The sequence below is a fragment of the Pantoea sp. GbtcB22 genome (assembly GCF_019091025.1).
Taxonomy (GTDB): domain Bacteria; phylum Pseudomonadota; class Gammaproteobacteria; order Enterobacterales; family Enterobacteriaceae; genus Pantoea; species Pantoea leporis.
Genome location: NZ_JAGXKB010000002.1, coordinates 475,167 through 497,895 on the forward strand (window position 1 = coordinate 475,167; position 22,729 = coordinate 497,895).

The 22,729-nt window shown below is 55.8% G+C and carries 22 protein-coding genes and 1 pseudogene; 9 read left to right on the plus strand and 14 right to left on the minus strand.

Translation table 11 applies throughout. From position 1 onward, the window contains the following. Positions 1 to 25 precede the first annotated feature (25 nt). Entirely contained in the window at positions 26 to 1,234 is a 1,209-nt protein-coding gene (locus KVT28_RS10005; RefSeq protein WP_217548097.1) for an MFS transporter, read from the minus strand. Between the two features lie 137 nt (positions 1,235 to 1,371). Here KVT28_RS10005 and KVT28_RS10010 point away from each other — a divergent pair, with 137 nt between their 5' ends. Beyond that, on the plus strand, positions 1,372 to 1,995 hold the full coding sequence (locus KVT28_RS10010; RefSeq protein WP_217548536.1) for a TetR/AcrR family transcriptional regulator: 624 nt from the start codon (positions 1,372 to 1,374) through the stop codon (positions 1,993 to 1,995). Positions 1,996 to 2,000: 5 nt separating this feature from the next. Here KVT28_RS10010 and KVT28_RS10015 read toward each other — a convergent pair whose 3' ends face one another. Next, entirely contained in the window at positions 2,001 to 3,116 is a 1,116-nt protein-coding gene (locus KVT28_RS10015; RefSeq protein WP_101761418.1) for a metallophosphoesterase, read from the minus strand. A 124-nt stretch (positions 3,117 to 3,240) separates the two neighbouring features. On the opposite strand from KVT28_RS10015, the gene KVT28_RS10020 reads away from it, so the two are divergent. Beyond that, the gene (locus KVT28_RS10020) at positions 3,241 to 3,594 is read left to right on the plus strand and encodes an MmcQ/YjbR family DNA-binding protein (protein WP_101761419.1); all 354 of its coding nucleotides are present in this window, start codon (positions 3,241 to 3,243) and stop codon (positions 3,592 to 3,594) included. Here the strand turns inward: KVT28_RS10020 and cybB are convergent. After that, positions 3,578 to 4,132 (minus strand): cytochrome b561, encoded by a 555-nt coding sequence (gene cybB, locus KVT28_RS10025; RefSeq protein WP_101761420.1) that lies wholly within the window; start codon positions 4,130 to 4,132, stop codon positions 3,578 to 3,580. The two genes, KVT28_RS10020 and cybB, sit on opposite strands and share 17 nt — an antisense overlap. A 91-nt stretch (positions 4,133 to 4,223) precedes the next feature. Further along, positions 4,224 to 4,718 carry a MarR family winged helix-turn-helix transcriptional regulator gene (locus KVT28_RS10030; protein ID WP_217548100.1) on the minus strand — a complete coding sequence of 165 codons (495 nt, stop codon included), beginning with the start codon at positions 4,716 to 4,718 and terminating at the stop codon, positions 4,224 to 4,226. Between the two features lie 204 nt (positions 4,719 to 4,922). On the opposite strand from KVT28_RS10030, the gene KVT28_RS10035 reads away from it, so the two are divergent. Beyond that, a complete protein-coding gene (locus tag KVT28_RS10035) occupies positions 4,923 to 6,071 on the plus strand; it encodes an MFS transporter (protein ID WP_368734923.1) in 1,149 nt (382 codons plus the stop codon). An 87-nt stretch (positions 6,072 to 6,158) separates the two neighbouring features. Next, the gene (locus KVT28_RS10040) at positions 6,159 to 6,581 is read left to right on the plus strand and encodes an NUDIX hydrolase (RefSeq protein ID WP_217548103.1); all 423 of its coding nucleotides are present in this window, start codon (positions 6,159 to 6,161) and stop codon (positions 6,579 to 6,581) included. On the opposite strand, the gene KVT28_RS10045 is transcribed toward KVT28_RS10040, so the two are convergent. The 3 genes from KVT28_RS10045 to KVT28_RS10055 are packed head-to-tail and all read right to left on the minus strand — an operon-like array spanning position 6,568 to position 8,153. Next, complete coding sequence (locus tag KVT28_RS10045) at positions 6,568 to 6,939, minus strand: RidA family protein (RefSeq protein ID WP_110866963.1); 372 nt, start codon at positions 6,937 to 6,939, stop codon at positions 6,568 to 6,570. The two genes, KVT28_RS10040 and KVT28_RS10045, sit on opposite strands and share 14 nt — an antisense overlap. Before the next feature lie 10 nt (positions 6,940 to 6,949). After that, the gene (locus tag KVT28_RS10050) at positions 6,950 to 7,414 is read right to left on the minus strand and encodes a GNAT family N-acetyltransferase (protein ID WP_217548105.1); all 465 of its coding nucleotides are present in this window, start codon (positions 7,412 to 7,414) and stop codon (positions 6,950 to 6,952) included. Positions 7,415 to 7,457: 43 nt separating this feature from the next. After that, positions 7,458 to 8,153, minus strand: coding sequence for a B3/4 domain-containing protein (locus KVT28_RS10055; RefSeq protein ID WP_217548108.1), 696 nt, complete (start codon positions 8,151 to 8,153; stop codon positions 7,458 to 7,460). Positions 8,154 to 8,196: 43 nt separating this feature from the next. Here KVT28_RS10055 and KVT28_RS10060 point away from each other — a divergent pair, with 43 nt between their 5' ends. Then, on the plus strand, positions 8,197 to 8,799 hold the full coding sequence (locus tag KVT28_RS10060; protein WP_217548110.1) for a helix-turn-helix domain-containing protein: 603 nt from the start codon (positions 8,197 to 8,199) through the stop codon (positions 8,797 to 8,799). Here KVT28_RS10060 and KVT28_RS27780 read toward each other — a convergent pair. Continuing rightward, positions 8,796 to 8,909 (minus strand): annotated as a pseudogene (locus KVT28_RS27780) (short-chain dehydrogenase/reductase); the annotation flags it as partial. The gene KVT28_RS10060 and the pseudogene KVT28_RS27780 overlap by 4 nt on opposite strands. A gap of 74 nt (positions 8,910 to 8,983) precedes the next feature. Here KVT28_RS27780 and KVT28_RS27785 point away from each other — a divergent pair. Beyond that, the gene (locus KVT28_RS27785; RefSeq protein WP_254633497.1) at positions 8,984 to 9,154 is read left to right on the plus strand and encodes a cupin domain-containing protein; all 171 of its coding nucleotides are present in this window, start codon (positions 8,984 to 8,986) and stop codon (positions 9,152 to 9,154) included. Further along, positions 9,130 to 9,477 carry a helix-turn-helix domain-containing protein gene (locus KVT28_RS27790; RefSeq protein WP_368734924.1) on the plus strand — a complete coding sequence of 116 codons (348 nt, stop codon included), beginning with the start codon at positions 9,130 to 9,132 and terminating at the stop codon, positions 9,475 to 9,477. The genes KVT28_RS27785 and KVT28_RS27790 overlap by 25 nt, the downstream gene beginning before the upstream one ends. Here the strand turns inward: KVT28_RS27790 and KVT28_RS10075 are convergent. Then, a complete protein-coding gene (locus KVT28_RS10075; RefSeq protein ID WP_217548112.1) occupies positions 9,474 to 9,803 on the minus strand; it encodes a DUF2000 domain-containing protein in 330 nt (109 codons plus the stop codon). The two genes, KVT28_RS27790 and KVT28_RS10075, sit on opposite strands and share 4 nt — an antisense overlap. Before the next feature lie 484 nt (positions 9,804 to 10,287). Here KVT28_RS10075 and KVT28_RS10080 point away from each other — a divergent pair, with 484 nt between their 5' ends. Further along, positions 10,288 to 16,263 (plus strand): autotransporter outer membrane beta-barrel domain-containing protein, encoded by a 5,976-nt coding sequence (locus tag KVT28_RS10080; RefSeq protein WP_217548114.1) that lies wholly within the window; start codon positions 10,288 to 10,290, stop codon positions 16,261 to 16,263. Between the two features lie 105 nt (positions 16,264 to 16,368). On the opposite strand, the gene KVT28_RS10085 is transcribed toward KVT28_RS10080, so the two are convergent. Genes KVT28_RS10085 through KVT28_RS10100 form a run of 4 tightly spaced genes read right to left on the minus strand, consistent with a single transcriptional unit; the run spans position 16,369 to position 19,750 of the window. Next, positions 16,369 to 17,205, minus strand: coding sequence for a metal ABC transporter permease (locus tag KVT28_RS10085; protein WP_110866958.1), 837 nt, complete (start codon positions 17,203 to 17,205; stop codon positions 16,369 to 16,371). Further along, entirely contained in the window at positions 17,198 to 18,061 is an 864-nt protein-coding gene (gene sitC / locus KVT28_RS10090; protein ID WP_101761431.1) for an iron/manganese ABC transporter permease subunit SitC, read from the minus strand. The genes KVT28_RS10085 and sitC overlap by 8 nt, the downstream gene beginning before the upstream one ends. Further along, entirely contained in the window at positions 18,045 to 18,851 is an 807-nt protein-coding gene (locus KVT28_RS10095) for a manganese/iron ABC transporter ATP-binding protein (RefSeq protein ID WP_192234966.1), read from the minus strand. The genes sitC and KVT28_RS10095 overlap by 17 nt, the downstream gene beginning before the upstream one ends. After that, on the minus strand, positions 18,848 to 19,750 hold the full coding sequence (locus tag KVT28_RS10100; RefSeq protein WP_217548116.1) for a metal ABC transporter substrate-binding protein: 903 nt from the start codon (positions 19,748 to 19,750) through the stop codon (positions 18,848 to 18,850). Before KVT28_RS10100 ends, KVT28_RS10095 begins: the two co-directional genes overlap by 4 nt. A 197-nt stretch (positions 19,751 to 19,947) precedes the next feature. Between KVT28_RS10100 and KVT28_RS10105 the strand changes: the two genes are divergently transcribed. After that, on the plus strand, positions 19,948 to 21,276 hold the full coding sequence (locus KVT28_RS10105; protein WP_110866955.1) for an FAD-binding oxidoreductase: 1,329 nt from the start codon (positions 19,948 to 19,950) through the stop codon (positions 21,274 to 21,276). A 38-nt stretch (positions 21,277 to 21,314) separates the two neighbouring features. On the opposite strand, the gene KVT28_RS10110 is transcribed toward KVT28_RS10105, so the two are convergent. Then, entirely contained in the window at positions 21,315 to 22,601 is a 1,287-nt protein-coding gene (locus KVT28_RS10110) for a PAS domain-containing methyl-accepting chemotaxis protein (protein ID WP_101761435.1), read from the minus strand. Between the last annotated feature and the right edge of the window lie 128 nt (positions 22,602 to 22,729).

The following is a 22,729-nucleotide window of genomic DNA, read 5'->3' on the forward strand; positions in this document are numbered from 1 at the left end:
ACAGCATGTGCAATGTATGTTTACGCTAAGCCACCGGTGTAATGCCGGTTTCCCGGCTGTTCCCAGCCGGGAAACCCTGCTTAGCACGCAGCGCAATTCCCAACGCGACCAACAGCAATAGCAGAATCGCCCACGGAAAAGATTGGGAGCCGACATGTTCCAGCAACATTCCGCCGGTCAAACCGCCGAGGGCGATAGCGCTGTTCCAGGTGACGACATTCATGGAGAGCGCGACATCGGCATATTCACCGGCGGCATCTGCCAGAGCCGTTTGCAGCAGCGTCGCGGCACCGCCGAAGGTGAGTCCCCAAACGGCTATGCCCGCATAGATCACGGCGGGTGTTGGCGTACTCAGACCAAAAATCACCGACACCGCAGCAAAGATGGAGAGTGACAGCAGCACCGCTTTGCGCAGATGCGTATCAATGATCTTGCCGGTAATGAATATTCCCCCCAATGCCGCAATACCAAAGATCAGCAGCACCACATCCACGCGATGCGCCAGACCGGCTGAAGCAAGGAACGGTGCAATGTAGGTATAGAGAATGTTATGCGCCAGCATCCAGGTCAGCACCACACCCAGCACGGCACCTACGCCGGGGAGGCGTAACACTGCGCCGAGCGGCATTTTTTGCGTAGCAGATTGGCCGGGATAGTTCGGCACGGCCAGCAAAATCCAGCCGATAAGAATGAGAGAGAGACCCGACATGGCGGCAAAAGTCAGACGCCATCCCAGCAACGAACCCATCCATGTGCCTGCCGGAACACCGAGTGAAAGAGCGATGGGCGTGCCCACCATGGCGAGCGCCAATGCGCGTCCCTGCAGCGATGGAACCACCATTCTTCGCGCATAGCCCGCAATCAGACTCCACGCCAAACCGGCTGACGCACCAGCAAAAAATCGCGCTATTAAGATGATGACAACGTCAGAAGAGACGGCGGTAAGAGTGTTAAATAGCAGAAATCCACACACGGTGCTCAGCAGCACAACCCGGCGCGACCAGCTTCGGGTCAGCAATGTGAGCGGAATCGCGGCCAGTAGCGAACCGGCTGCATAGGCGGTAACCCATTGACCGGCCAGCGAGGGGGAAATATTAAGCCCCTGACTGATTTGTGGCAGCAATCCGGCGGGTATGGTTTCAGTCAGGATGCAGATAAAACCTGCCATTGCGAGCGCCAAAAGCGCCAGGATTGGCAGCCGTTGGGCTTCTTCGTGCTTAAACGTTGAATTCATTATTTAGCCTGCTCTTGATTTGCAACAGCGCCGCGAAGCGCCATGGATATATGTATCGATCGGTATTTATATTGCGGAGGCGAGCTGTGCGTTGTCAATGAATTCTGTATCGATTAGTATAAATGGCGGAGGATGTGATGATGAGAACAGGCAGACCAAGACAATTTGACCGGGATGAAGCGGTGATCAAAGCGATGCACCTTTTTTGGGAAAACGGCTATGAATCAACCTCGCTGGCGCAGCTCAAAGCCTCAATAGGCAAAGGCATCACCGCGCCAAGCTTCTACGCCGCGTTTGGATCGAAAGAGGCACTCTTTGCTGAAGCCGTGAACTGTTATTTGCAAACCCATGCTCAGGTCACGGAAGCTTTGTGGGATACCCGCGTGCCCGCTCGCCAGGCGCTGGAAACCGCGCTGCTCAACTCCGCCAGAATGCAGTACGATCCTGCGCATCCGCGTGGATGCATGGTTGCGCTAAGCGTGATGTCTTCCTGTTCTGAGGAAAATCGCCACGTGCTTAAACCGCTTGAAGCATCGCGCATGCGCACCCGTGAAGGGATAAAGCATTGCGTTGAAAGAGGGATCGGCAGCGGTGAGTTGCGGGATGAGGAGGAGACGCTTTCGCTGGCGGTCAGCTTCAACAGTTTTATGCTGGGGATCTCAACCCTGGCGCGCGATGACGTTCCTCTCCACGAAGTTGAGCGCGGAATCGCACAGATGATGAGATTGTGGGATGCCTCGCGGGCATTCCCACAATCTTAAGTGCGTTACGGTTTGCGCTGCAGCGTAATGCGGGTCAACTCTGAGGGGCGGCCCAAACGCACCGCCATGCCAGGCCACAGCGCGGTGCCGTTGTTGACGTAGAGTTGCATGCCGTCGACCTGATACAAACCCGACACGAAACCCGCGTTGGGTTTGGCAAATAGGCGATCGAAGCCAACAATCAGGCCGCCGTGCGTGTGGCCAGACAGCTGTAGATCGATGTTTTTCAATGCGTTTTGCCGGGCGTTGCGCGGCTGGTGGTCGAGCAAGATCACCGGAGCGTCTTCCGGCGCACCGGCCAGCGCCAGTTCCAAATTGGGGCCAACTGCGCCACGTCGTGCTGCTGACGTATCCGGCATGCCGGCGATCACCAGCTCGGCGTTATCGCGCTTAATCACCGTATGGCGATTGAGTAACGGCTCCAGACCTAGCGACGCCAGATGTGCGGTCCAGCGCTCCTGCTCAAAGAAATATTCGTGATTGCCGGTGATGGCGAAAACGCCATCGCGGGCGTGTAATCCGCGCAGCGGTTCGACGTCCGCACGACGGTTCTGCAGCGTACCGTCAATCACATCGCCGGTGACCAGAATCAAGTCAACGTCCAGCGTCATGGCTTTTTGCACCAGCGCGCGCGTCCATTTCTCATTAAAAAGTTTGGTGATGTGCATGTCCGTTAACTGCAACAGTTGATAGCCTTCGAATTCGCGCGGAAGGTTGTCGATTTCGATGGTCACATCTTTGATGGGCGGAACGCGGATAGCCTGATAAACGCCAACCGTGGCCAAAATCAAGGCAAACGCCGCCGCCACATAACGCACCGCGGGTACGATTTCGAACGGATGGCGGAACAACAGTGAAACCAGCGCCACCCCATCAATCACAAACTGCGTCAGCGCGAGGAATAAAACGGCGCTGAAACCCCAGTTGAACAGGATGACGATGGCGCGCGGCATTTCCGGCGAAAACATGCTGCCAGAGGTAAAACGGCTCACCAGCAGATATTGCGAAGCCAGCAACACCAGCAGAGAAAGGATGATTTTTAACAGCAAGGGCATGGCTAACGGGAACAAAAATCGGGCGATCACATACCAGCTCGGTATGCTGAAAATCAGATGGAACATCATTCACTTCCCTGGTTTAAGGGCACTGATTTAGCGCAAGAAATCTATACGCAGTGTAGACGTAACTGATTACTATCATGGCTTCGCACGTACTTTTTTAGGCGCAATACACCACGGAGGATGCATGCAACGCCAGCAGCTGTTCGACTACATCATTCAGCACTATCAGGTAGAACCCGATTATCCGTGGAAAAAGCACAGTGAATATGCGGTGCTGCGTCATCCGCGGCACCGCAAATGGTTTGCGCTGGTGTTCCCGCTGGAGAGTCACAAACTCGGTTTACCGGATGGGCCGGTAATTGATGTGATGAACATCAAAGCGCGACCTGAACTGATTGGGTCGCTGCGCCAGTTGGCCGGCGTTTATCCGGCTTACCACATGAACAAAGAGCATTGGCTGAGCATCACGCTGGAGAACGGCTTACCGGATAGCGAGATTCTGGCGTTGCTGGATGACAGCTTCAGTCTGACGTTTTAGCGCCCGAGCGGCGCGCAGGCATCATGCGCACTAACGTATTGTCTTTGAACAGATAATGGTGCGCCAGCGCGGCCACGGCATGAATGCCGATCAGCCAGTATCCGTAAGGCGCGAGGGTTTCATGCCAGTCCGCAATCATGTCGGCGAAATCCGGATCCGGATCGCCACTCACCGGCATCGGAATGCCAAAAATCCACCAAGTGCGGCCCATATAGAAGCGCGACAAAATGCCCAGCGTGGGCAAGACAATGAAAAACACGTAGATCGCCAGATGCATCAGATGCGCCAGACCGGTTTGCCAGTGCGGCGGCTTGGGCAAAATCGCCGGGCTGCGATGGCGAAAACGCAGCAGGATGCGTGACAGCATAATCACCAGCACACAACTTCCTGCGCTGAAGTGACCAATAATCATGGCAAAGCCTTGCCACGAACCGCGCGTCGCCAGTCCACGAAATTCCATGGTGCAATACGCAGTGACGACCAACAGAAAGGTCAACCAGTGAAGAAAAATCTGCGATGGGGCGTATTTATTGCTCATTTTTAATCCGTAAAAAGGCCTGGCGGGACGGTTACTTTAATGGAAAATGCGCTGAATTAATTCATTATTTGACACATCAGCGACAGCGTTTTTACCTTTCCGCTTCTGTTGCCACCAACAATTGACTCAGCAAGGTTTTCAGCTGCGCTTGCTGCGCTGCATCCAGCGTTTCCAGCAGGCTATTTTGCGTTTGCGTGTGTACCAGCAGGGCTTGCTCGATCTTCGCTAATCCTTCTTCAGTCAGCGCCACCAGCATGCTGCGCTTATCGTCGGGATCGGCAACGCGCACAATCGACCCCACATCTTCCAGCCGATTGAGGCGATTGGTCATCGCGCCCGATGTCACCAGCAATGATTTATACAGCTGGGTCGGCGACAAGCGATAGGGCGCACCCGCGCGCCGCAGCGTCGCCAGCACATCAAATTCGCCATCGCGAAATCCAAACGGTGCCAGCGCTTCAGCGCGCGTTTTCGCCAGATGTTTCATGATACGCAGCATGCGACCAAATACCGCCATCGACGATGCATCCAGCTCCGGCATCGCGCTGGCCCACTGTTCAACTACAAAATCGACGTGATCGGTCAAATTGATTTCTCCAGATGCTGTTGTTGCCTGTTTGCACAATCCGTAGCGGCGCGATTCATCGCGCAATAAATTGCGCCGCTACGGATTGTGCGGTGATTAATATTCGCCATCTCATCCCCATTTGTTGCTTTGTGCGCATGGGCTGTTGCTGCTGCGAAAAGTATCTTAACGTTAAGATACTTTTAATGAGCATGGAGATGCAAAGTGAATCGTACTTTACCTGCGGTTGGGATGTTTGCCTTACTGGTTTTTGTTATCGCACTGAATTTGCGGCCGATTATGGCGGCGATGGGACCGCTCTTTCCACTCCTGCAGCGCGACGCGCAGCTCAGCGCCACGCAGCTTAGCCTGCTGACCACGTTGCCGGTCATCATGATGGGATTGGCGGCGCTGGCCGGGCCGCTGCTGTTGCGCCGGCTTGGCGAAGTGCGCGGTATCGCTGCCGGATTGCTGTTGCTGGCGCTGGCGAGCGTCGCGCGTGGGTTCGACCAATCTGCCACAGCGTTGATTACCAGCGCGCTGGTGGCGGGTTGCGGAATCGGATTGATTCAGGCCTTAATGCCAGCGCAGATCAAACGTCACTTTGGTGCGAAAGCAGGCACGCTGATGGCGCTGTTCACCACAGGGATTATGGCGGGCGCAGCGATTGCTGCCGCCAGCGCCGCACCATTGGCGAAATCGCAAGGTTTAGCGTTAACGCTGGCAATTCCTGTTGTCCCCGCAGTCATCGCGCTGTTGCTGTGGTTGACGTTTTCACGCGGCGTAACGCCAATGCAAAGCAGCCAGGCTCCACGCACTGCTCGCTCACCGCGTGCCTGGCTGTTGATGATTTTCTTTGGAATTGGCACCGGCGCGTACACGTTGGTGCTGGCGTGGCTGCCGCCATTTTACATGCAGCACGGCTGGCAACCTGAACAAAGCGGCTATGTGCTGGGTGCGCTCACGCTGACGGAAGTTGCCGCGGGTTTTGTGCTGTTGGCGTTGATTCATCGCTTCCGCGATCGTCGCTGTCCGTTGCTGGTGGTGTTAACTTTGATTCTGCTGGGCTTGATCAGTCTGCTGTGGCTTGGCGGGGCGCAGGCGTGGTTGCCTACATTGCTGCTCGGATTAGGCATTGGCGCGCTGTTCCCGCTCTCGCTGATCGTCACGCTCGATCACGCGCACACGCCGGAAGAAGCGGGCGCATTGCTATCCTTCGTGCAGGGCGGCGGTTATTTGCTGGCGGCGTTGATGCCGCTGATCGCTGGCATCGTGCGTGACCGCGCCGCCTCGCTCGATAGTGCGTGGATAATCATGAGCGTGGGCATTGTGTTGCTGATGGTGATGGCGCTGCGGTTTAAAACGCAGCGATAAACGCACGGCACAGAATGTGATAAAACGTGGGGCAATTTTTAACGCAGGGTCGTCATTTATGACGGCCTGGCAAACCAAGGAGCAACCATGTCGCCACAAGTGGGAATCGGCGTTTTAGTTTTCCGCGATGGAAAACTGTTATTAGGGCAACGCAAAGGCAGCCACGGCGCGGGCGACTGGTCTGCGCCGGGCGGGCATCTGGAGTTTGGCGAATCGCCGGAAGCCTGCGCGCGTCGCGAAGTGCTGGAAGAAACCGGCTTACAGCTTGGTAAACTGCAAAACGGCGCGTTCGTTAGCGATGTGTTTCCCGAGGTCAACAAGCACTACATTACGCTACTGATGGTGGCGCAGGACGCAATCGGTGAACCACAACTGATGGAGCCTGAAAAGTGCCACGGCTGGCAATGGTTCGCACCAGAAAATCTGCCGCAACCGCTGTTTGCGCCGCTGCGCACATGGATGGCACGCGATGGATTGGCGGCGCTGCAGGCGTTGGCTACAGGGCGATAATCGCCTCGATCTCAATCTTTAAATCCGGCGAGAAAAGTTGACTAATTTGTACCAGCGAACTCGCCGGCAGATGTTCGCCATAATGTTTAAACAGCACGCCGCGTAAGACGTTGATCTCATCAAATGAGGTGATAAAAATCGTCACCTTGATTAGCTTTTCCAGCGAACTCTTTTCTTCAGCCGCGATGGTATGCAACTGCTGGAATATAGTTTCTGCTTGTGTAGCGATATCAGCTTGCTGCGCTGGCGTACCGAAAGCGGTCAAGCCAGAGACATATAAAGTTTCATTGTGCCTTACCGCGTGCACATAAGGCGCTTTGACTTCACCCAATTGCGGATAGTTTTTACGCATCAGCATCTGCTTCTCCTTAAACAATGTTTAGAACCATCACCGTAACATCTTCATCAGCAATCACGCGCTGCTCTACATCCTGCCAGCCGAAGCGGCGATAGAGCGCTTGTTGATCCGGCGTATACAGCCACAACGCGGTGATCCCACGCTGACGCGCTTCGGTAATTAAGCGCGTTACCAAGTTACTCGCCAACCCTTTTCCACGATGTGCTGCAGCAGTAATGACTACGCCGAGCCTAAACTCGCGCTCGGCGATATCGTGCAGTTCGTAATGGATAATGCTGGCGGTCGCCATCAATTCGCCATCGCTTGTAGTTGCCACCAGCGTCAGCGTTTTGGCCTCGGCGGCATTGCGCGCCTGTAAACGCTGCTCAATCACTGCCGCATCGCGCCAGTTGGGGAAATCCGACCATTCGCTATGCAGCATTTGCGTCACCGCATCCAAAAACTGTGGCTGTTGTGCCAGCAAGCTGATGTGCATTCCGATTCCTAAAAGGTGGCAGGCGAGAGTGACAACATAGCGATTAGTGATTGATATTGCCAAGCAAACTGCGTTCAATAATAGCGCCGGGCATCATCTGCTGAATACCTTGCTCCAGCATATCGCCCGCATGTTGCAATGCTTCGAGTGGCATCGCCGGTAATCGCTCCAGCACAAACCACATCTGCGTTTGCTCAATACTGAGACGCGTGCGCACACCTTGTCGCCAGTTCCAGCGACGACAGGTTACGCCTGCGTCATCCCGCCACACCACTTCGCCAGGTTCGGGAGATTCATGGCTCAAGACGCCTTCTTTATAGACATCGAAGGGTTCGCTGCCATCGGCGCGCGTCAGCCGCGGGTTGCCCACGTAAGCGGCCACATTCTCACCACCAACCGGAATGGCGAAACGAATGCTCACCGCATTGTAGAGATCCACGATTGGATCGATGGCTGCCATTGATCCGTCGCGCTGCACGCGCTTGCGCAAGGCATCTGCCGAACAGGGCGTGCGTTTCGGTTTGGCACCAAAATGTTTGAACATTTCCGCCCATTGCGTCAGATGTGCTTCTGCCCAGGGAAAATCATCCTGCAGCATATCGCGACAAGCTTGTACGAGGGCTTCTTCACCAACTTGCGGACGCAACACTGGCGCAGCCTGAACTAAAATGCTGAGCGCGGTAAAGTCAGGCGCTAAGGCAGAAACGGAAGGATCGATTGACGGGCTTAAGGCGAACATAACATAATCCTGTAATGACTAATTTATTCCATGATAGTGACCGATGAAAACAAAAGTCAATAAATTGACCGAAGCAGGTTCTGATATCGACTATGTCAGCGCCGCCGTTTCAGCCAGCGTCAAAAGTTTCCGCCAACAGCAAAAACTGTCGCTGGATGAGCTCTCGCGCCGCGCGGGCGTCAGTAAAGGCATGTTAGTTGAGATTGAAAAAGGCAGCGCGAATCCCAGCATCGCCATTTTGTGCAAAGTGGCGGCAGCGCTAGGAATATCGGTGGCCGATATTGTGAATGTCACCGCCGATCCGCTGGCGCATCTGGTTGCTGAAGAGGACATTCCAATACTTTGGCAAGGGGACAAGGGCGGTACGGCGCGTTTGCTGGCGGGCACGCAAGGCCCGGATATGATCGAGCTATGGCGTTGGGAGATGTTCCCCGGCGAACAGTTCGCCTCGCCGGGCCATCCGCAGCGCACTTACGAACTGCTGCATGTCGAGCAAGGTGAACTTACGTTGACGGTTGATGAACAGCAGTTGCAGGTGCCGCGCGGCAGTTCAGCGGTGGCGAAAACCGCCGCACCGCACAGTTATGCGAACCTCGGCGAACTGCCGCTGGTTTTCACCATGGCAGTCGCCGAAATTCACGGTTAACCCACTTCGTTCGCCAGCGCCACCGCATCTTCGTCAGCTGGAATGCGCATCGGAGCATGCGGATCGGTCGCCGCACGCCACACCGCTTCCGCCACATCCAGCGCCTTGGTGGTCGGTTGTGGCTGCTGCATCGCGCTGAACACGCCATCTAACAGCGGCTGATGCGGCTCAAGCTGCGTGTTTCATGCGCGGCGAATCGCGCCTGACCACGCTTGTGCAGTTGGTGATGGATGAGTGCCGCGCACAGCGTCCGGCGCGTCATGTGGTACTGGAACGCTTGCTAAAGCTGCTGTTAATCGAAGCGCTGCGATCAATGCCGATCTGCAATGCGTGTCCGGGCGTGATGAGCGGTTAGCTGACGAACGGCTGGCGGCGGCAATCCGCGCCATTCATGCCAATCCTGCGCACAGCTGGACGATGGCCGAACTGGCGAAAGCCGCCGCGCTGTTACGCTCCTCTTTCTTTGTGCGTTTCCGCGAAGCGGTTGGCGTGGTGCCGATGGTCTACCTGCTGACGTGGCGTATGGCGCTGGCGAAAAATCTGCTGCGCGGTAAAAGCATGGCGGTAGCCAAAGTGGCAGAGCGCGTCGGCTATCAATCCGCCAGCGCCTTCAGCGTGGCATTCAGTCGCTATGTCGGCCAGCCGCCTGCGTGGTTCGCCGCCGAAGAGGATGTTTAGCGATACAGCTTCAAATTGCCGGTTAAAAGGGTAATTTTTTTCTTTGGACCTATCAAACCGATCGCCACCAACTCAATCTGATCGCTGTGCGCGTCAGCAATACGCTCGCCATACTCTTCGTACGTTTTGCAGGATTGCGCCAGCGGCGCGTAGATGACGCCGGGATAATCAACGCCATCCTGGCTTTGCTGATTCGGCCCCACCAAATTTCCTGGTAATTTGCCAAAACTAATGCCGATAATGCTGGCAGCGTTCATTGCCAATCCGGCGGGCAGTTGCTGATCAATCAAGATGGTGCAGCGATGGGTGTTTGCGTCGAAATCCATGTTGAGTATTTCACCTTGAGTGGGAATGCAAAAGTAAGCGATCGCTGGAGTATAAATTCCGCACATTTTGTAGCGGCGCGATTTATCGCGCAGTTGGAGATGCAGAGTATGTTTGTACTGCAGGAATTAAAGGGATTAGCGGCCTGGCCTTTGGCTGAATAAAAGATTCGAATAAATCACAATGAATTCATGAGAGTTTTATTAAATCCCATATAGTTTACTTGATGTTTCAATATCATCATCTTTACGACTATTAGATCCGGGTAATTATAAAATCACCCTGGCTTAATTCCTAAATCCTTTCTCCCACCTCACAAATCCTTAACTCAAACTGGACGCTTGCCAGCTAAAGCGTAGATACTCATTTCACCCGATTTCAAACATTAAAAAGCTGAAACAAAATAATTCGATTACTTAAACAAACCTAAAGCGCAACGGTAATAATCCGTGCGCGTATTGTCTTTTCTCTGTTGAGGAAAACATTGTGTTTAAATTAAATCCGGTGTTACTAAGCCTTGTGGCTGCGCAAGGCGTGATGTTCCCTGTGTTGCCGACAACGGCGGCGATATTGAAGCCTTATACGCCTGAAATTAATGACAATAAGGTTGGTGCTTACTGTTTATGTAATGGCAGCACGCAAACGCTGAGCGGATTGCCGCAGTTCGCGCCGGGTGAAAACGGTACGGGCAGCGTAACGATTGGTGAGTTGCGCAATATTGGGCGAATTATCAATGACAGCGTGATTGGCGCGGCGCGGCTGCAAATCGGTGCGCAGAATTACGCTATTGGCATCCCCAATTACGAAGAAAATACCTACACCACCTATCAGGTATTTAATACTGCAGAACTGGTCGATTTACCTGCAGTAGGTCTGGATACCGTCGTGCCAGATTATTTTGATGTAAACGACAAACAATATATCAACGCGCGTGTCGCTTCCGTCAGTAATGGCACGCTGAATATCGATATTGGCAAGCATAACGCGGCGACGACTTCCTCCAGTAATAGCTGGTCGATGGCGGCGAAGCAAAGCCAGTTATTTACCGCCAGCAAAAAAGGCAATTTGAACTGGAATTCCAATAACCGTATCGCCTTCACCGCCGGCACCACGCCGTACGGTGGAGATCGCCTGGCTTACGATGTCGGCAACGTGGTGGAATACGCGGGTGTGTTTACCGTCAACACGCTGGATGGCGGCACTAACACGTTCAACGTCACTAATCTCAATGAACTGCGCAATTACAACGACTGGCTGATCGATCAGCTCTCCAACGCCAACCTCAGCACCGAAAGTTACAACACAGAATTCAATAAGGCCTACGCGCTGCGCGAAGGGCGCGTGGTGTATCGCATGAGCACCAACAACTTCGATGATGAAGTGGCGCTACCGATATTCGATCAGGTGGTGCTTAGCGCCGATGGTCCGAAGGCAACAGTGAAAATCAATCGCGGCAAAACGCTGGAAGTGGTGAACAGCAACAGCGCGGTGATGCGTGCCAGCAACGGGGCGAAGGCGATAGTCGATGGCAAACTTGCCAGCACCGGTTCTGGCCTCGAGTTGCTCAGCGGCGCGCGCGGCTTTAATAACGGCGTCATCAACGCCGGTTTTCTTAATAACGCCAATGGCAAAGGCGTCGATAGCAGCACGGTTGGCGCGGGCGGCAGCGCGGTCGACGTCAGTTATGAAAGTCGGTTTATCAATCGTGGCGTGATCAACCTGCAACCCGGCGCGGGCTTCAGTACCGGCATAAATGCCTACAACAGCAAAGTGGTTAACCACGGCAACATCAACGTTGGCGTCAGCGATGTCAGCAGCGGCGGCACGGCAGCGGGCGTATTGCTGAGCAGCGACGGCAAAGGCGGTTTCGTTAACGCCAAAGACGGCCTCATCTACATCGGGCGCACGCCGCAAAATCGCAAAAATGATCCCACCGAAGATGTCGCCGTCAATCTAAGTGGCGGCGCCAGCGGCATCTATCAATTCCTTGATTCAAAAGCCGTGAATAATGGCCACATCGTGATTGGATCCAAAGTGCAAAACGCCGCAGGGATGAAGGTGGAACTCGCGCCTCACGCGGTCACGCTGAACAATGGCGTCATCGACGTTAACGGCAAGGCGCAAGTTCAACCCGCCGAGAACGTTGGCATGTTGGTGCTGGATTCCGGCAGCCTTGGCAAGGTTGGCAATATCGGCACCATCAATGTCAACGGCTACAACAGCACTGGCCTAAAAGTCATCGCGCGCGATGGCAATGACTCAGTGGCATTTTCCAGCGGCGCAATCAACGTGCCTGGCGATGGCGATCGGTTTGTTAATTCCTTTAACACGGCGGTATGGGTGAAGGGCGATCCGGGCGGCACGGCTTACGCGAAACTGACCGGGCCGATCAGACTCGGCGGAAATTCGAATATTGGTATTCGTGCAGAAGGGCTTGCGGTGGTTGATGTCAGCGCTAATGCGGTGCCGGTATCCGTGCCTGATCCCAACGTGTATACCGCACGGCATATCAGTTTTTATACCCTTGGCCCCAACGCAAAAATCAACTTGCCCGCCAACGGCAGCTACAGCGCAACCGTGCCGTACGGCAATATTTTCCGTGTTGCAGATGGGGCAGATTTTGACGGCACCGGCCGCACGCTTTCCATGACCAACTCGTTCGCCACGGGCGTTTACGGCAGCGGTGAGTTCACCGACGTCAACACCAATGGCGCGACTTTCAACGTTGCAGGCAACTACGCGCGTGCCGTTGAGATCAGTGACGGCGCGCACGCCACCATTGATGCGGCGACCCGCATCAGGCTGCTCAGCAATGGCGCGACCGGCGCGGTGGCGGATGGCAATAAATTCACCCTGACAGGCGACCCGATCAATCCGCAAACCCAGTTCAATCCGGACACGCTGCTGGTCAACCATGCGGCGCTCAGCGGCGTTGCTGACAATCAGCAGGCGCTGGTTGTCAGCAATCACGCCCAGTTGATCAATACCGGCGACATTACCTTGGGCGGTCAGAGCACCAACGGTATTTATGCGCAGAATGGTGCCTTTGCCTTCAACCGTGGCGATGTCACCGTGACGCGCAGCAGCACCGGTCTGTATGCGTACGGCAATCCCGAGTACACCGATGGCGTAACGCCGACTGAAGTTATCAATATCGGCTTGCTCAATGTGTATAACCTGGATGCCGAGAGTTTCTCACCCAGCAGAGGATTGATCTCTTATCACGAGCTGGCGCGCTTCTATCAAAACGGCACCATCAATTTGTTTGGCTCAAACGCGCTGGCGGGCGCGGTGTTTGCCGGTGGACTACTTGATTTAGGTGATGGCAATCGCGTGGTGTTCCACGACAGGAACCAATACGGTTTTCGCGCCGCAGATCCCGGCACGCGTTTGATCAGCCACGGCGGCAGCGTTGATGTCAGCACTGAAAACTCCAGACTATACGAGATTGTCAACGGCGCGTGGCTGTATGCCGAAACGCCAGGCAATGTAACGCTCAGCGGGGAAAACAGCACTGGGATGGAGGTGAGCGGATATGACGCGATGGTTTCCCGCACCGACAATTACACCGTGACCGGCAAAAATGCCACCGTGATGCGCGTCAGCGGCAGCGCCGAGGGCGTGATCACCAGCGGCATTGCCCTGAATGGCGAAAACGGCACCGCGGCGGTGGTCGGCGGCGATGAGTCGGAAATCTACGCCGCCTCGCAAATCATCGGTAACGGCAGCAATAGCACCGCTTTTGATGTGAGCGGTGGCGCACGGTTGTTTAATCAGTATCAAGGCGTCGTCGATCTCACCGGACCAAACAGCACCGGCGCGCGCGTGCATGACGGCGGTAACTTCATTAACCGTGGCAGCATGCGTATCGCGTCGGGCATCGGTGTGGATGTCAGCAGCGGCTACGGCCAATACGTACCGGTGGACAGTTCCCTGCGCGTTGATGACGGCACCGCAGCGTTACGCGTTGGCAACGGCGGCTGGCTGAAAATCTACGGCGACGGGCAGGGCGCGAGCAATATTTATGCGATGGGCAAAGCCGATGGCTTGTTGCTGGATAATGGCGCGCAGGGCTTTGAAGCCAACGACATCATTCTCGGCGCTTATGGCAGCGGCAGCGTAATCAACAACCGCGCGGAAACCAGCAATATCTCGCTGGATAACGTGATGCTCGATGTGAGCGGCGGCAACGGCGTGCGTTCGGCGACCTCGTTTGATCCCAATGGTCGCGCGTTGATCAACGTCAGCGGTGGTGCTACCGGTTATCGCTTCGAAAATGCCGATGGCTCAACCACCAGCAACGATCTGGTGATCGGCAAGGATTACGCCATTCTGGTTTCCGGCCAGGGTACCGGCGTTCGCGCTAACACCAGCGGCAAAGTGATTTCGCAGGGCTCAATTGGCATTCGCGATTTCAACGGCGGTTCGGCGATCGTCACCAGCACCGCCAGCCAGGTGATCAATCAGGGTTCGATTGCCTCACTCAGCCGCGTCTCTCCGCTGATCGATTTGCGCGGTGGCGATACGGTATTTATCAACCAGGGCACCATCTCCGCGCCGTTCCCGGATCAGGTCGTCGTAGCCGGAGGCGCAGGCAATGATGTGATCGCGCTGCTCGATGGTGCGGTGGTCGGGGATGTGAATACCGGCAGCGGCAACGATGAACTGGTGGTGACTGGCGGCACGCTGAACGGCAGCCTGACGATGGGCAATGGTGCGGCGAATCAGGCGACTGTGCAGAGAGTCAGCCTGGCCGATACCCGTCACATCACTACCGAAAACGGCGCAGGCAGCACGCTCAATCTCAGCGAACTGACGGCGCGCGGCGGCTCGTTTGCCCGCGATGATGTCAGCAAAGGCACCAACCTCGGCGCGGGCTGGAGCACGCTCAACTTCTTCGCCACCCAATGGACGCTAACCGACAACATCAAGCTGGCGCACAGCACCATCAATATCGACGCCGGCAGTACGCTGTTTGCCGGTGATAACGTCAATCCGCTGCTGCAAGGCGCGACCGATGATTCGCTGGTGGTAAATAACGCCGGTACGCTGGATCTCACTAACGGCGGCAACGCGGCGGCGAATGTTTTAACCATTGATGGCCAACTGGCATCGGCGGGCGGCAGCCTAAAACTCAACTCTACCGCCACGCAGAGCGACAACCTGCGCGTAAACGGCAATGTGTCGGGCACTACCTTGATCGACGATACGCTGATCGGCGGCCCGCAGCTGGATAGCAATCGCGATGGCGTGATTGCCGCCAGCGAAGGTGTGTCGCTGGCGCAGGTAACCGGCAGCGCCAGCGCAACCAGTTTTGCGCTCAAGAGCGGCTATGTGGCGTCCGGGCCGTGGCAATATGGTTTAGCCAGCTTCGCGCCGGGCAGTTCAACATTCGGTGCGTGGGATTATCGACTCGCTAACACCTTTGTTTGTGAAGACGGTTCGCTGTGCCAGCCACAAGCGGGCAGCAATCAGCGTGCCGCGCGGCTGGCCGTGACGCCGCAGGTGCCGTCCTACATCTCCGCGCCGGTGGGTTTGGCGTATTACTCGCTGGCGGTGACCGACGATCTGCATAAACGTCTCGGCGAACTGCGTCAGCAGCAAACCGCGTCCGATGCCGTGGGCGGCGAGATGTTTATCCGCTATCTCGGCTCCAACCTGAAGTATCAAAGCAATCGCGGTTTGGCCGATTACGGCTACGACTTCGATCTGGATTACAGCGCGGTACAGCTGGGCGGCAACGTACTGCGCGCCGACGGCCCACAAGACAGCTTGCGCGGCGGGGTGGCCTACACGCGTGGTAACACGCGCATTCGTCCTCATGCAGCCGACGGTTACAGCTCCACCAGTTTCGACAGCGACAGCATTTCGCTGTACGGCACCTGGCTGCGCGACAGCGGATTCTACCTCGATGGCTCGCTGAGTTGGGGTTGGTATCGCGGTGAAACCGACATCGCCCGGCAGAAAGAGGTGGCAACGCCGAAAGGCAAAGGCTGGACGGCGTCTGTGGAATCGGGCTATCCGTTCACCTTCGCCAACGGCGTGCGCCTTGAACCGCAGGCGCAAATCACCTGGCTGCAGATTAAGATGGACAGCTTCACCGATCAGGATCGCACGCGCGTGTCGTACAACGATTACGATCAAACCATCGGCCGACTCGGCGCGCGCCTCGATCGCACCTGGCTGGACGCCAGCCAGAATGCCTACACGCCGTACGTTCGCGCCAATTACTACAAAGGCTGGGGCGGCACCGCGAAAACCAAAATCGGTGCGGCGGATACTGAAGGCAGTCAAATCTTCGAAAGTGGCAAGTTTGGCCAGATGTGGGACGTTGGTTTAGGCGGCAGCGCCACGCTGAATAACGACGTTGCGCTGTATGCCGAAGCCGATTACCGCAAAGAGATCGACGGCAACGGCGCCAAAGGCTGGCGCTATAACGCGGGCGTGAGGTGGTCGTTTTAAATTCAGCCTATCCATCGCGCATGCTGGAGTGCGTCAAGATAAGTGGTTTTCAACCCCTCAAGGATGAGGGGTTAGAGGTGATTTAATGCCTGGCGACCAAAATCATTAGCCATGCACGTGCTGCGTGCGCCGATCCTTCACCGTGACATACAAAAACGCCAGCACGAACAGCGCCGCGTAGATCACCACAATGGTTGGGCCCGGCGCGCTATCGAGGAAGAACGAGGCGTACACACCGCTGAAACCTGTCACCACCGCAATGCCAATCGCCAGCAACATTACCTGCACGAAACGACGTGCCAGCAGCAAAGCGATAGCGCCAGGCGCGATCAGCATGGAAATCGACAGAATCACGCCCACCGATTTCAGCGCAGCGACGATGGTTAACGAGATTAAACACAACAAGCCGTAATGCATCAGTTTGCCGTTGATGCCGCAGGCACGCGCCTGATTGGGATCGAATGCGTGCAGCAGTAAATCTCGCCATTTGATGCCAATCAACAGGCTAACAATCAGCGCGATAGCCGATGTCTGGATAATATCCGCCAGGCTGATGCCCAACATATCGCCGAACAAGATGTGGTCGAGATGCACTTCGGGCTGCAATTTCAGATACAGCACCAAACCGGCGCCAAACATGCCGGAGAAGACGATGCCCATTACCGTATCGGGTTTGATGCGGCTGTTCTCACTGATGTAGCCGGTAGCGACGGCGCACACCATGCCAGCGACAAACGCGCCGATGGCGTACGGCAAACCAATCAGCCAGGCGATCACCACGCCAGGAAATACCGCGTGGCTCATCGCATCACCGAGCAATGACCAACCTTTCAGCACCAGAAACGCCGACAGCATCGCGCACGGCAGCGACAGTACCAAGGTGGTGATCAGCGCCATGTTCATAAATTCGAACTGGAACGGACTCAACAATAATTCAGCCATTTACGCCGTCCTCCATGGTCTGACGCGCACGGCGTCGCGAAGCCAGTACGCCATGTTTTGGCGCGAAGACAAAGGCCACTAAAAACACCAGCGTTTGCGCGACCACAATCACGCCGCCGGTCGCGCCATCGAGGAAGTAGCTGCTCCATGCGCCGAGGAAACTGGTGACGCTGCCGATGGTCACGGCGATCAGCAACAGGCGCGGAAAACGATCGGTCAACAGATAGGCGGTGGCGCCGGGCGTCACCACCAGACAAATCACCATAAACGCGCCGACGGTTTGCAGCGCAGCGACGGTGGACGCCGAGAGCAGGGCAAAGAACAGGATCTTCAGTCGCAGCGTATTCAAACCGAGCGAGCGCGCGTGGCTCTCGTCGAAGAAGGTCACCATCAGGTCTTTCCACTTCAGCAGCAGAATGGTCAGGGTGATAAAGCCAATCGCGCCGAGCTGCCAGATATCAGCAGGCGCGACCGACAAAATATTGCCCAGCACAATGGTTTGAATATTCACCGACGTGGGATTGAGTGAAACCAGAAACAGGCCGATGCCGAAAAACGACGAGAAGATCAGGCCGATAATGGCATCTTCTTTTAAGCGTGTGCGCTGATTGAGAAACAGCATGCTGCCCGCCGCCAGCCCGCCGGAGAGAAACGCGCCGAGGGAAAAGGGCAGTCCGAGCATGTACGCGCCCGCCACGCCGGGCACAATTGAGTGCGACAGCGCATCACCGATCAGTGACCAGCCTTTCAGCATCAGGAAGCAGGAGAGAAAGGCGCAAATCGCGCCGACCAGCGCTGCGATCCACATCGCATTCAGCATGTATTGATAGCCAAACGGTTCAATAATCCACGACATGGTTCGCTCCCCGGTCAGGATTTTTGTCTTTCATCAGCTGCATTAACACCGCGTTACGCTCATGCAGCGCGCCATCAAAAGTCTGCGCCAGATTATCGGCGGTGAAGGTGTCATGCAGCAGGCCGCTCGCCAGCACGGTATTTTTTACCAGCACGCAGCGATCGCAGAAATCGGGGATGGCGTTGAGATCGTGAGTGGAAACCAGCATGGTGCGGCCTTCATCGCGCAGCTCTTTTAGCAGGGCGATAATCGCGGCTTCGGTTTTAACGTCCACGCCGGTAAACGGCTCATCCAGCAGGATAATCTGACCACTTTGTGCCAGCGCGCGTGCCAAAAAAACGCGTTTTTTCTGCCCCCCCGACAGCTCGCCAATCTGCCGGTGGCGATAAGCGCTCATGCCCACGCGCTCCAGCGCTTGATCAACGCTAAGTTTATCGGCGGCACGCGGAATACGCAGCATGCCCATATAGCCGTAACGGCCCATCATCACCACATCTTCCACCAGCACCGGGAAGCTCCAGTCCACTTCCTCGGACTGCGGGACATAGGAAACGATGTTGTGTTTGAGGGCCTTATTGGCCGGTAAACCCGCTAGCGTTACCGCGCCCGAGGAGAGCGGCACAAATCCCATGATCGCTTTGAACAGTGTGGATTTGCCGGAGCCGTTAACGCCAATCAACGCGGTAATGCTGCCTGCGGGCACGCTGAAAGAGGCTTTACGCAGCGCCGTGTGGCCGTTGCGGTAGGTAACACCCACATTCTCGACGATTAATCCTGCGGCTGGGTTCATTTCTGACTTCCTTCTGTGATGCCTTTCACCACGGTTTCGGTGGTGACGCGCAGCAGATCCAGATAGGTCGGCACCGGGCCATCGCTGTTGCTCAGCGAATCGACGTACAACACGCCACCGTAATGAATGCCGGCTTCACGCGCCACTTGCTGAGCGGGTTTGGCAGAGATGGTGCTTTCACTAAAGATGGCAGGAATTTGATGATCGCGCACCGCATCGATCACCTTACGCACCTGCTGCGGGGTGCCTTGCTGATCGGCGTTAATCGGCCATAAATAGAGCTCTTTCAGACCGAAATCGCGCGCCAGATAAGAGAAGGCACCTTCACTGGTCACCAGCCAGCGTTTATCGGCGGGAAGCTTGTCGACAGCGGCACGCATCGGCGCGATGGTTTGCTGAATCTGCGCTTTGTAACGCTCAGCGTTGGCCTGATAAATTGCGGCATTGGCGGGATCGTATTTCTGCAGCGCGTTGCGTATGTTATCGACGTAGATCAGCGCGTTATCCGGCGACATCCACGCATGCGGATTCGGTTTACCGTTGTACGGACCTTCAGTAATGCCCATCGGCTCAATGCCTTGCGTCACGGTGACCTGCGGCACATCCTTAAGACGCTGGTAAAACCGGCTGAACCACAGTTCCAGATTAAAGCCGTTTACTAAAATCAGATTGGCACCCTGCGCGCGACGAATATCGCCTGGCGTGGGTTGGTATTCGTGGATTTCTGCGCCGGTTTTGGTAATCGACGTCACATCCGCCGCATCGCCCGCGACGTTTTTCGCCATATCGGCGATCACCGTAAAGGTGGTGACCACTTTGAGTTTTTCAGCCGCTGACGCGGTAAATGCGCTGAGTGACAACAGGACGGCAATCGCAGGCAAAAGGCGTTGAGTGAACATGATCATCTCCAGAGTAATATAGCCAATGCTATAATATATAGCTGATGCTATCTATATGAGTCATTTTTGTTCACAACGCCAGTGTAAAGACAAAAATTTACGAAAGGGGCAAGTGTCATAAAGACGGAATTAAACAGCATTTCCCCTAAAACATTAAATATGGTTACATCAACAAAAAGCGGACAGGATTTAAGACGATGCGCATCAAAATCAATGCAGTAGCAGACAGTGAACGCTTTCCCGAATCCGTTGATGTGATTGTGATTGGCGGCGGCATCATTGGCACGTCAGTGAGTTACGAACTGGCAAAGCAGGGCGTTTCCGTGGCGCTGTTTGAGAAGGGCGTGATCGGCGGCGAGCAATCCGGCCGCAACTGGGGCTGGGTTCGCCAGCAAAACCGCGACCTGTACGAATTGCCGATGGCGATGCGCAGTTTGCAGCGCTGGGACGAGTTGAGCAGTGAAATTGGCCTCGATCTCGGCTTCTCGCGGCAGGGCATTACTTACGGCACGCAGAGTGAAAGCGATCTGGCGCGCTGGGAAGCGTGGGGCAAGCAGGCGCAGCAACTGGGTTTCGTCAGCCATTTGATGACCGCACAAGAGACGCGCGAGCGCATCGGCAACAATGCGCCGTGGATTGGCGGCGTGTGGTCGCCCAGCGATGGTCGCGCAGAGCCGTCGCTGGCAGCGCCGGCGATGGCGACTGGCGCGAAAAATCTCGGCGCATCCATCCAGCAAAACTGCGCGGTGCGCGGCCTCGATGTATCTGGCGGACGCGTCACCGGCGTCTGGACCGAGCGCGGCCTGGTGAAAGCTAACCGTGTAATCTGCTGCGGCGGCGCGTGGAGTTCGCGCTTCTGCAAGCAATATGGCATCGAACTGCCGAGCGCCAATATTCTGGGCACCGCGTTCAAAACCACGGCGGCGCCTGAAGTGATCAAAGGCTGTCTCAGCACCGGCGGGTTGTGTATTCGCCGTCGTCAGGATGGCAGCTACACCGTGGCGCTCGCCGGACGCGGGCAGATTGATCTCGCGCCGCAAAATATCCGTTACGCCACCAGGTTCTATGCGATGTATCGCAGCAAGATCGCTAAGAAGCTCAAGGTGCGCATCAACGGCTCGTTTTTCAACGGCCCGGAAGCCGCCGGTTCGTGGTCCAATCAAAGCGAGTCGCCGTTCGAAAAGATCCGCACCCTCGATCCGGCAGCGGATAACGGCATTGTGCAGGAAGCGATGCAGGCGCTGGTGCAGCTCTATCCGGAGTTGAACGGCATTAAGGTGGATTACGCGTGGGGCGGGTGGATTGATACCACGCCGGATTTAGTGCCGGTGATTGATGAGATGACGAGCATACCGGGCTTGTTTATCGCCTCCGGCTTCAGTGGCCACGGTTTTGGTATTGGGCCAGGCGCAGGCTTGCTGTGCGCGCAGATGGTCAATAACAAACCGCTGTTCACTGATGTGAAGCCGTACAGCCTGGCGCGGTTCGCCAAAGGTCAGGCGATCCGTGAACCGCAGATGATGTGAGGGTTGGCCGGTGCGCGTTGTTGCACACCGGCCGAACATTACACATCCAACCGATGAATCACGTTCACAAACTCATGTACGCCACTGTTAATTTCTCGCAGGCTGCGTGACAACACGCTGATTTTGTCCTGCTCGGTCACCACAAACTGCTTGACCTCATTAAGCTGCTGCTCCATTTGCGCAATCAGGCTGGCGTTGTGTTCCACCACTTGGGTGATCTGCTTAGTCGCGCTGGAGGTGGACGCCGCCAAACGTCGTACTTCGCCCGCCACCACGCTGAATCCGCGTCCCGCTTCACCGGCGCGCGCAGACTCAATTGCCGCATTCAGCGCCAGAATATTGGTTTGCGAGGCAATCAGGTTGATGGTCTCGACCACTTCACTAATGCTTTTCGCCGAGGCGTTAAGCTCGCCCCCGATCGCCGTTGCTGCATTAACCTGCAGCGCCACCAGACCGGAGTTGCGGATGGTTTCGTCCAGCACCTCGTTGGCGTTGTCGGTAATTTGTGACGTTTCTTCTGAGGTCGTCAGCGCGATGTCGGCCACGCGCTTGGCGGCTTCCACGCGCGCGGTGATATCTGAGGCGATTTTGATCACCTTGTACACCTTGCCATCGGCGTCATAAACCGGGTTGTAGCTGGCCTCAAGCCAGATGCGTTCGCCGCCGGCGGTTTTGCGTTCGAAGCGGCCGACAAAGTGCTGGCCTTTGGCCATTTTGCGCCAGAAGTCGGGATTTTCACTATAGAAGTTATCGAAGCAGAACATGCGATGATGCTGCCCTACAACCGCAGCCAGCTCATATCCCATGTGCTTAAGGAAGTTATTGTTGGCCGTGAGGATTTGTCCGTCCGGCGTGAACTCAATCACCGCCATGGAGAGATCCAGCGCGGTGATCACCGCTTCTTTATGCTCCAGCTCCTGATGACGTTCTGTGATATCCGATGCCACCTTGATCACTTTGTAAACCTGGCCTTTGTCATCGCTCACCGGGAAGTAGGTGGCGCTGAGATAGAAACGCTGACCTAGCTTATTGAAGCGCTCAAAAATGCCGGTCACCGATTCGCCAGACGCCAGCGTTTGCCAGAAGGCAAGATAGCGCGAGGATTGGCTGTGTTGCGGGCTGCAGAAGAGGCGGTGATGCTTCCCCTGAATCTCATTCAACTGGTAGCCGGTGGTGGCAAGGAAGAGGTGATTGGCGGTGAGAATCTCGCCGTTAGGCGTAAATTCAATCCATGCCACATGCTGTTTGATCGCATTGATATCTTTAGCCACATCGCCACTTTTATAAAACGGCAAAGAAAGACTCGACTTTTTCACACCAAACATGGGAAGCCTCAGGTGATTATTGTGCTGTTGAACGTAATGCGTGCAGTGCAAAATTGGTCACGCTCAACATGCGTCACCTGAGCTGCCCGCAGATTCCCCTTCGCCGTACACTTAAGTGTCTCTGTGCG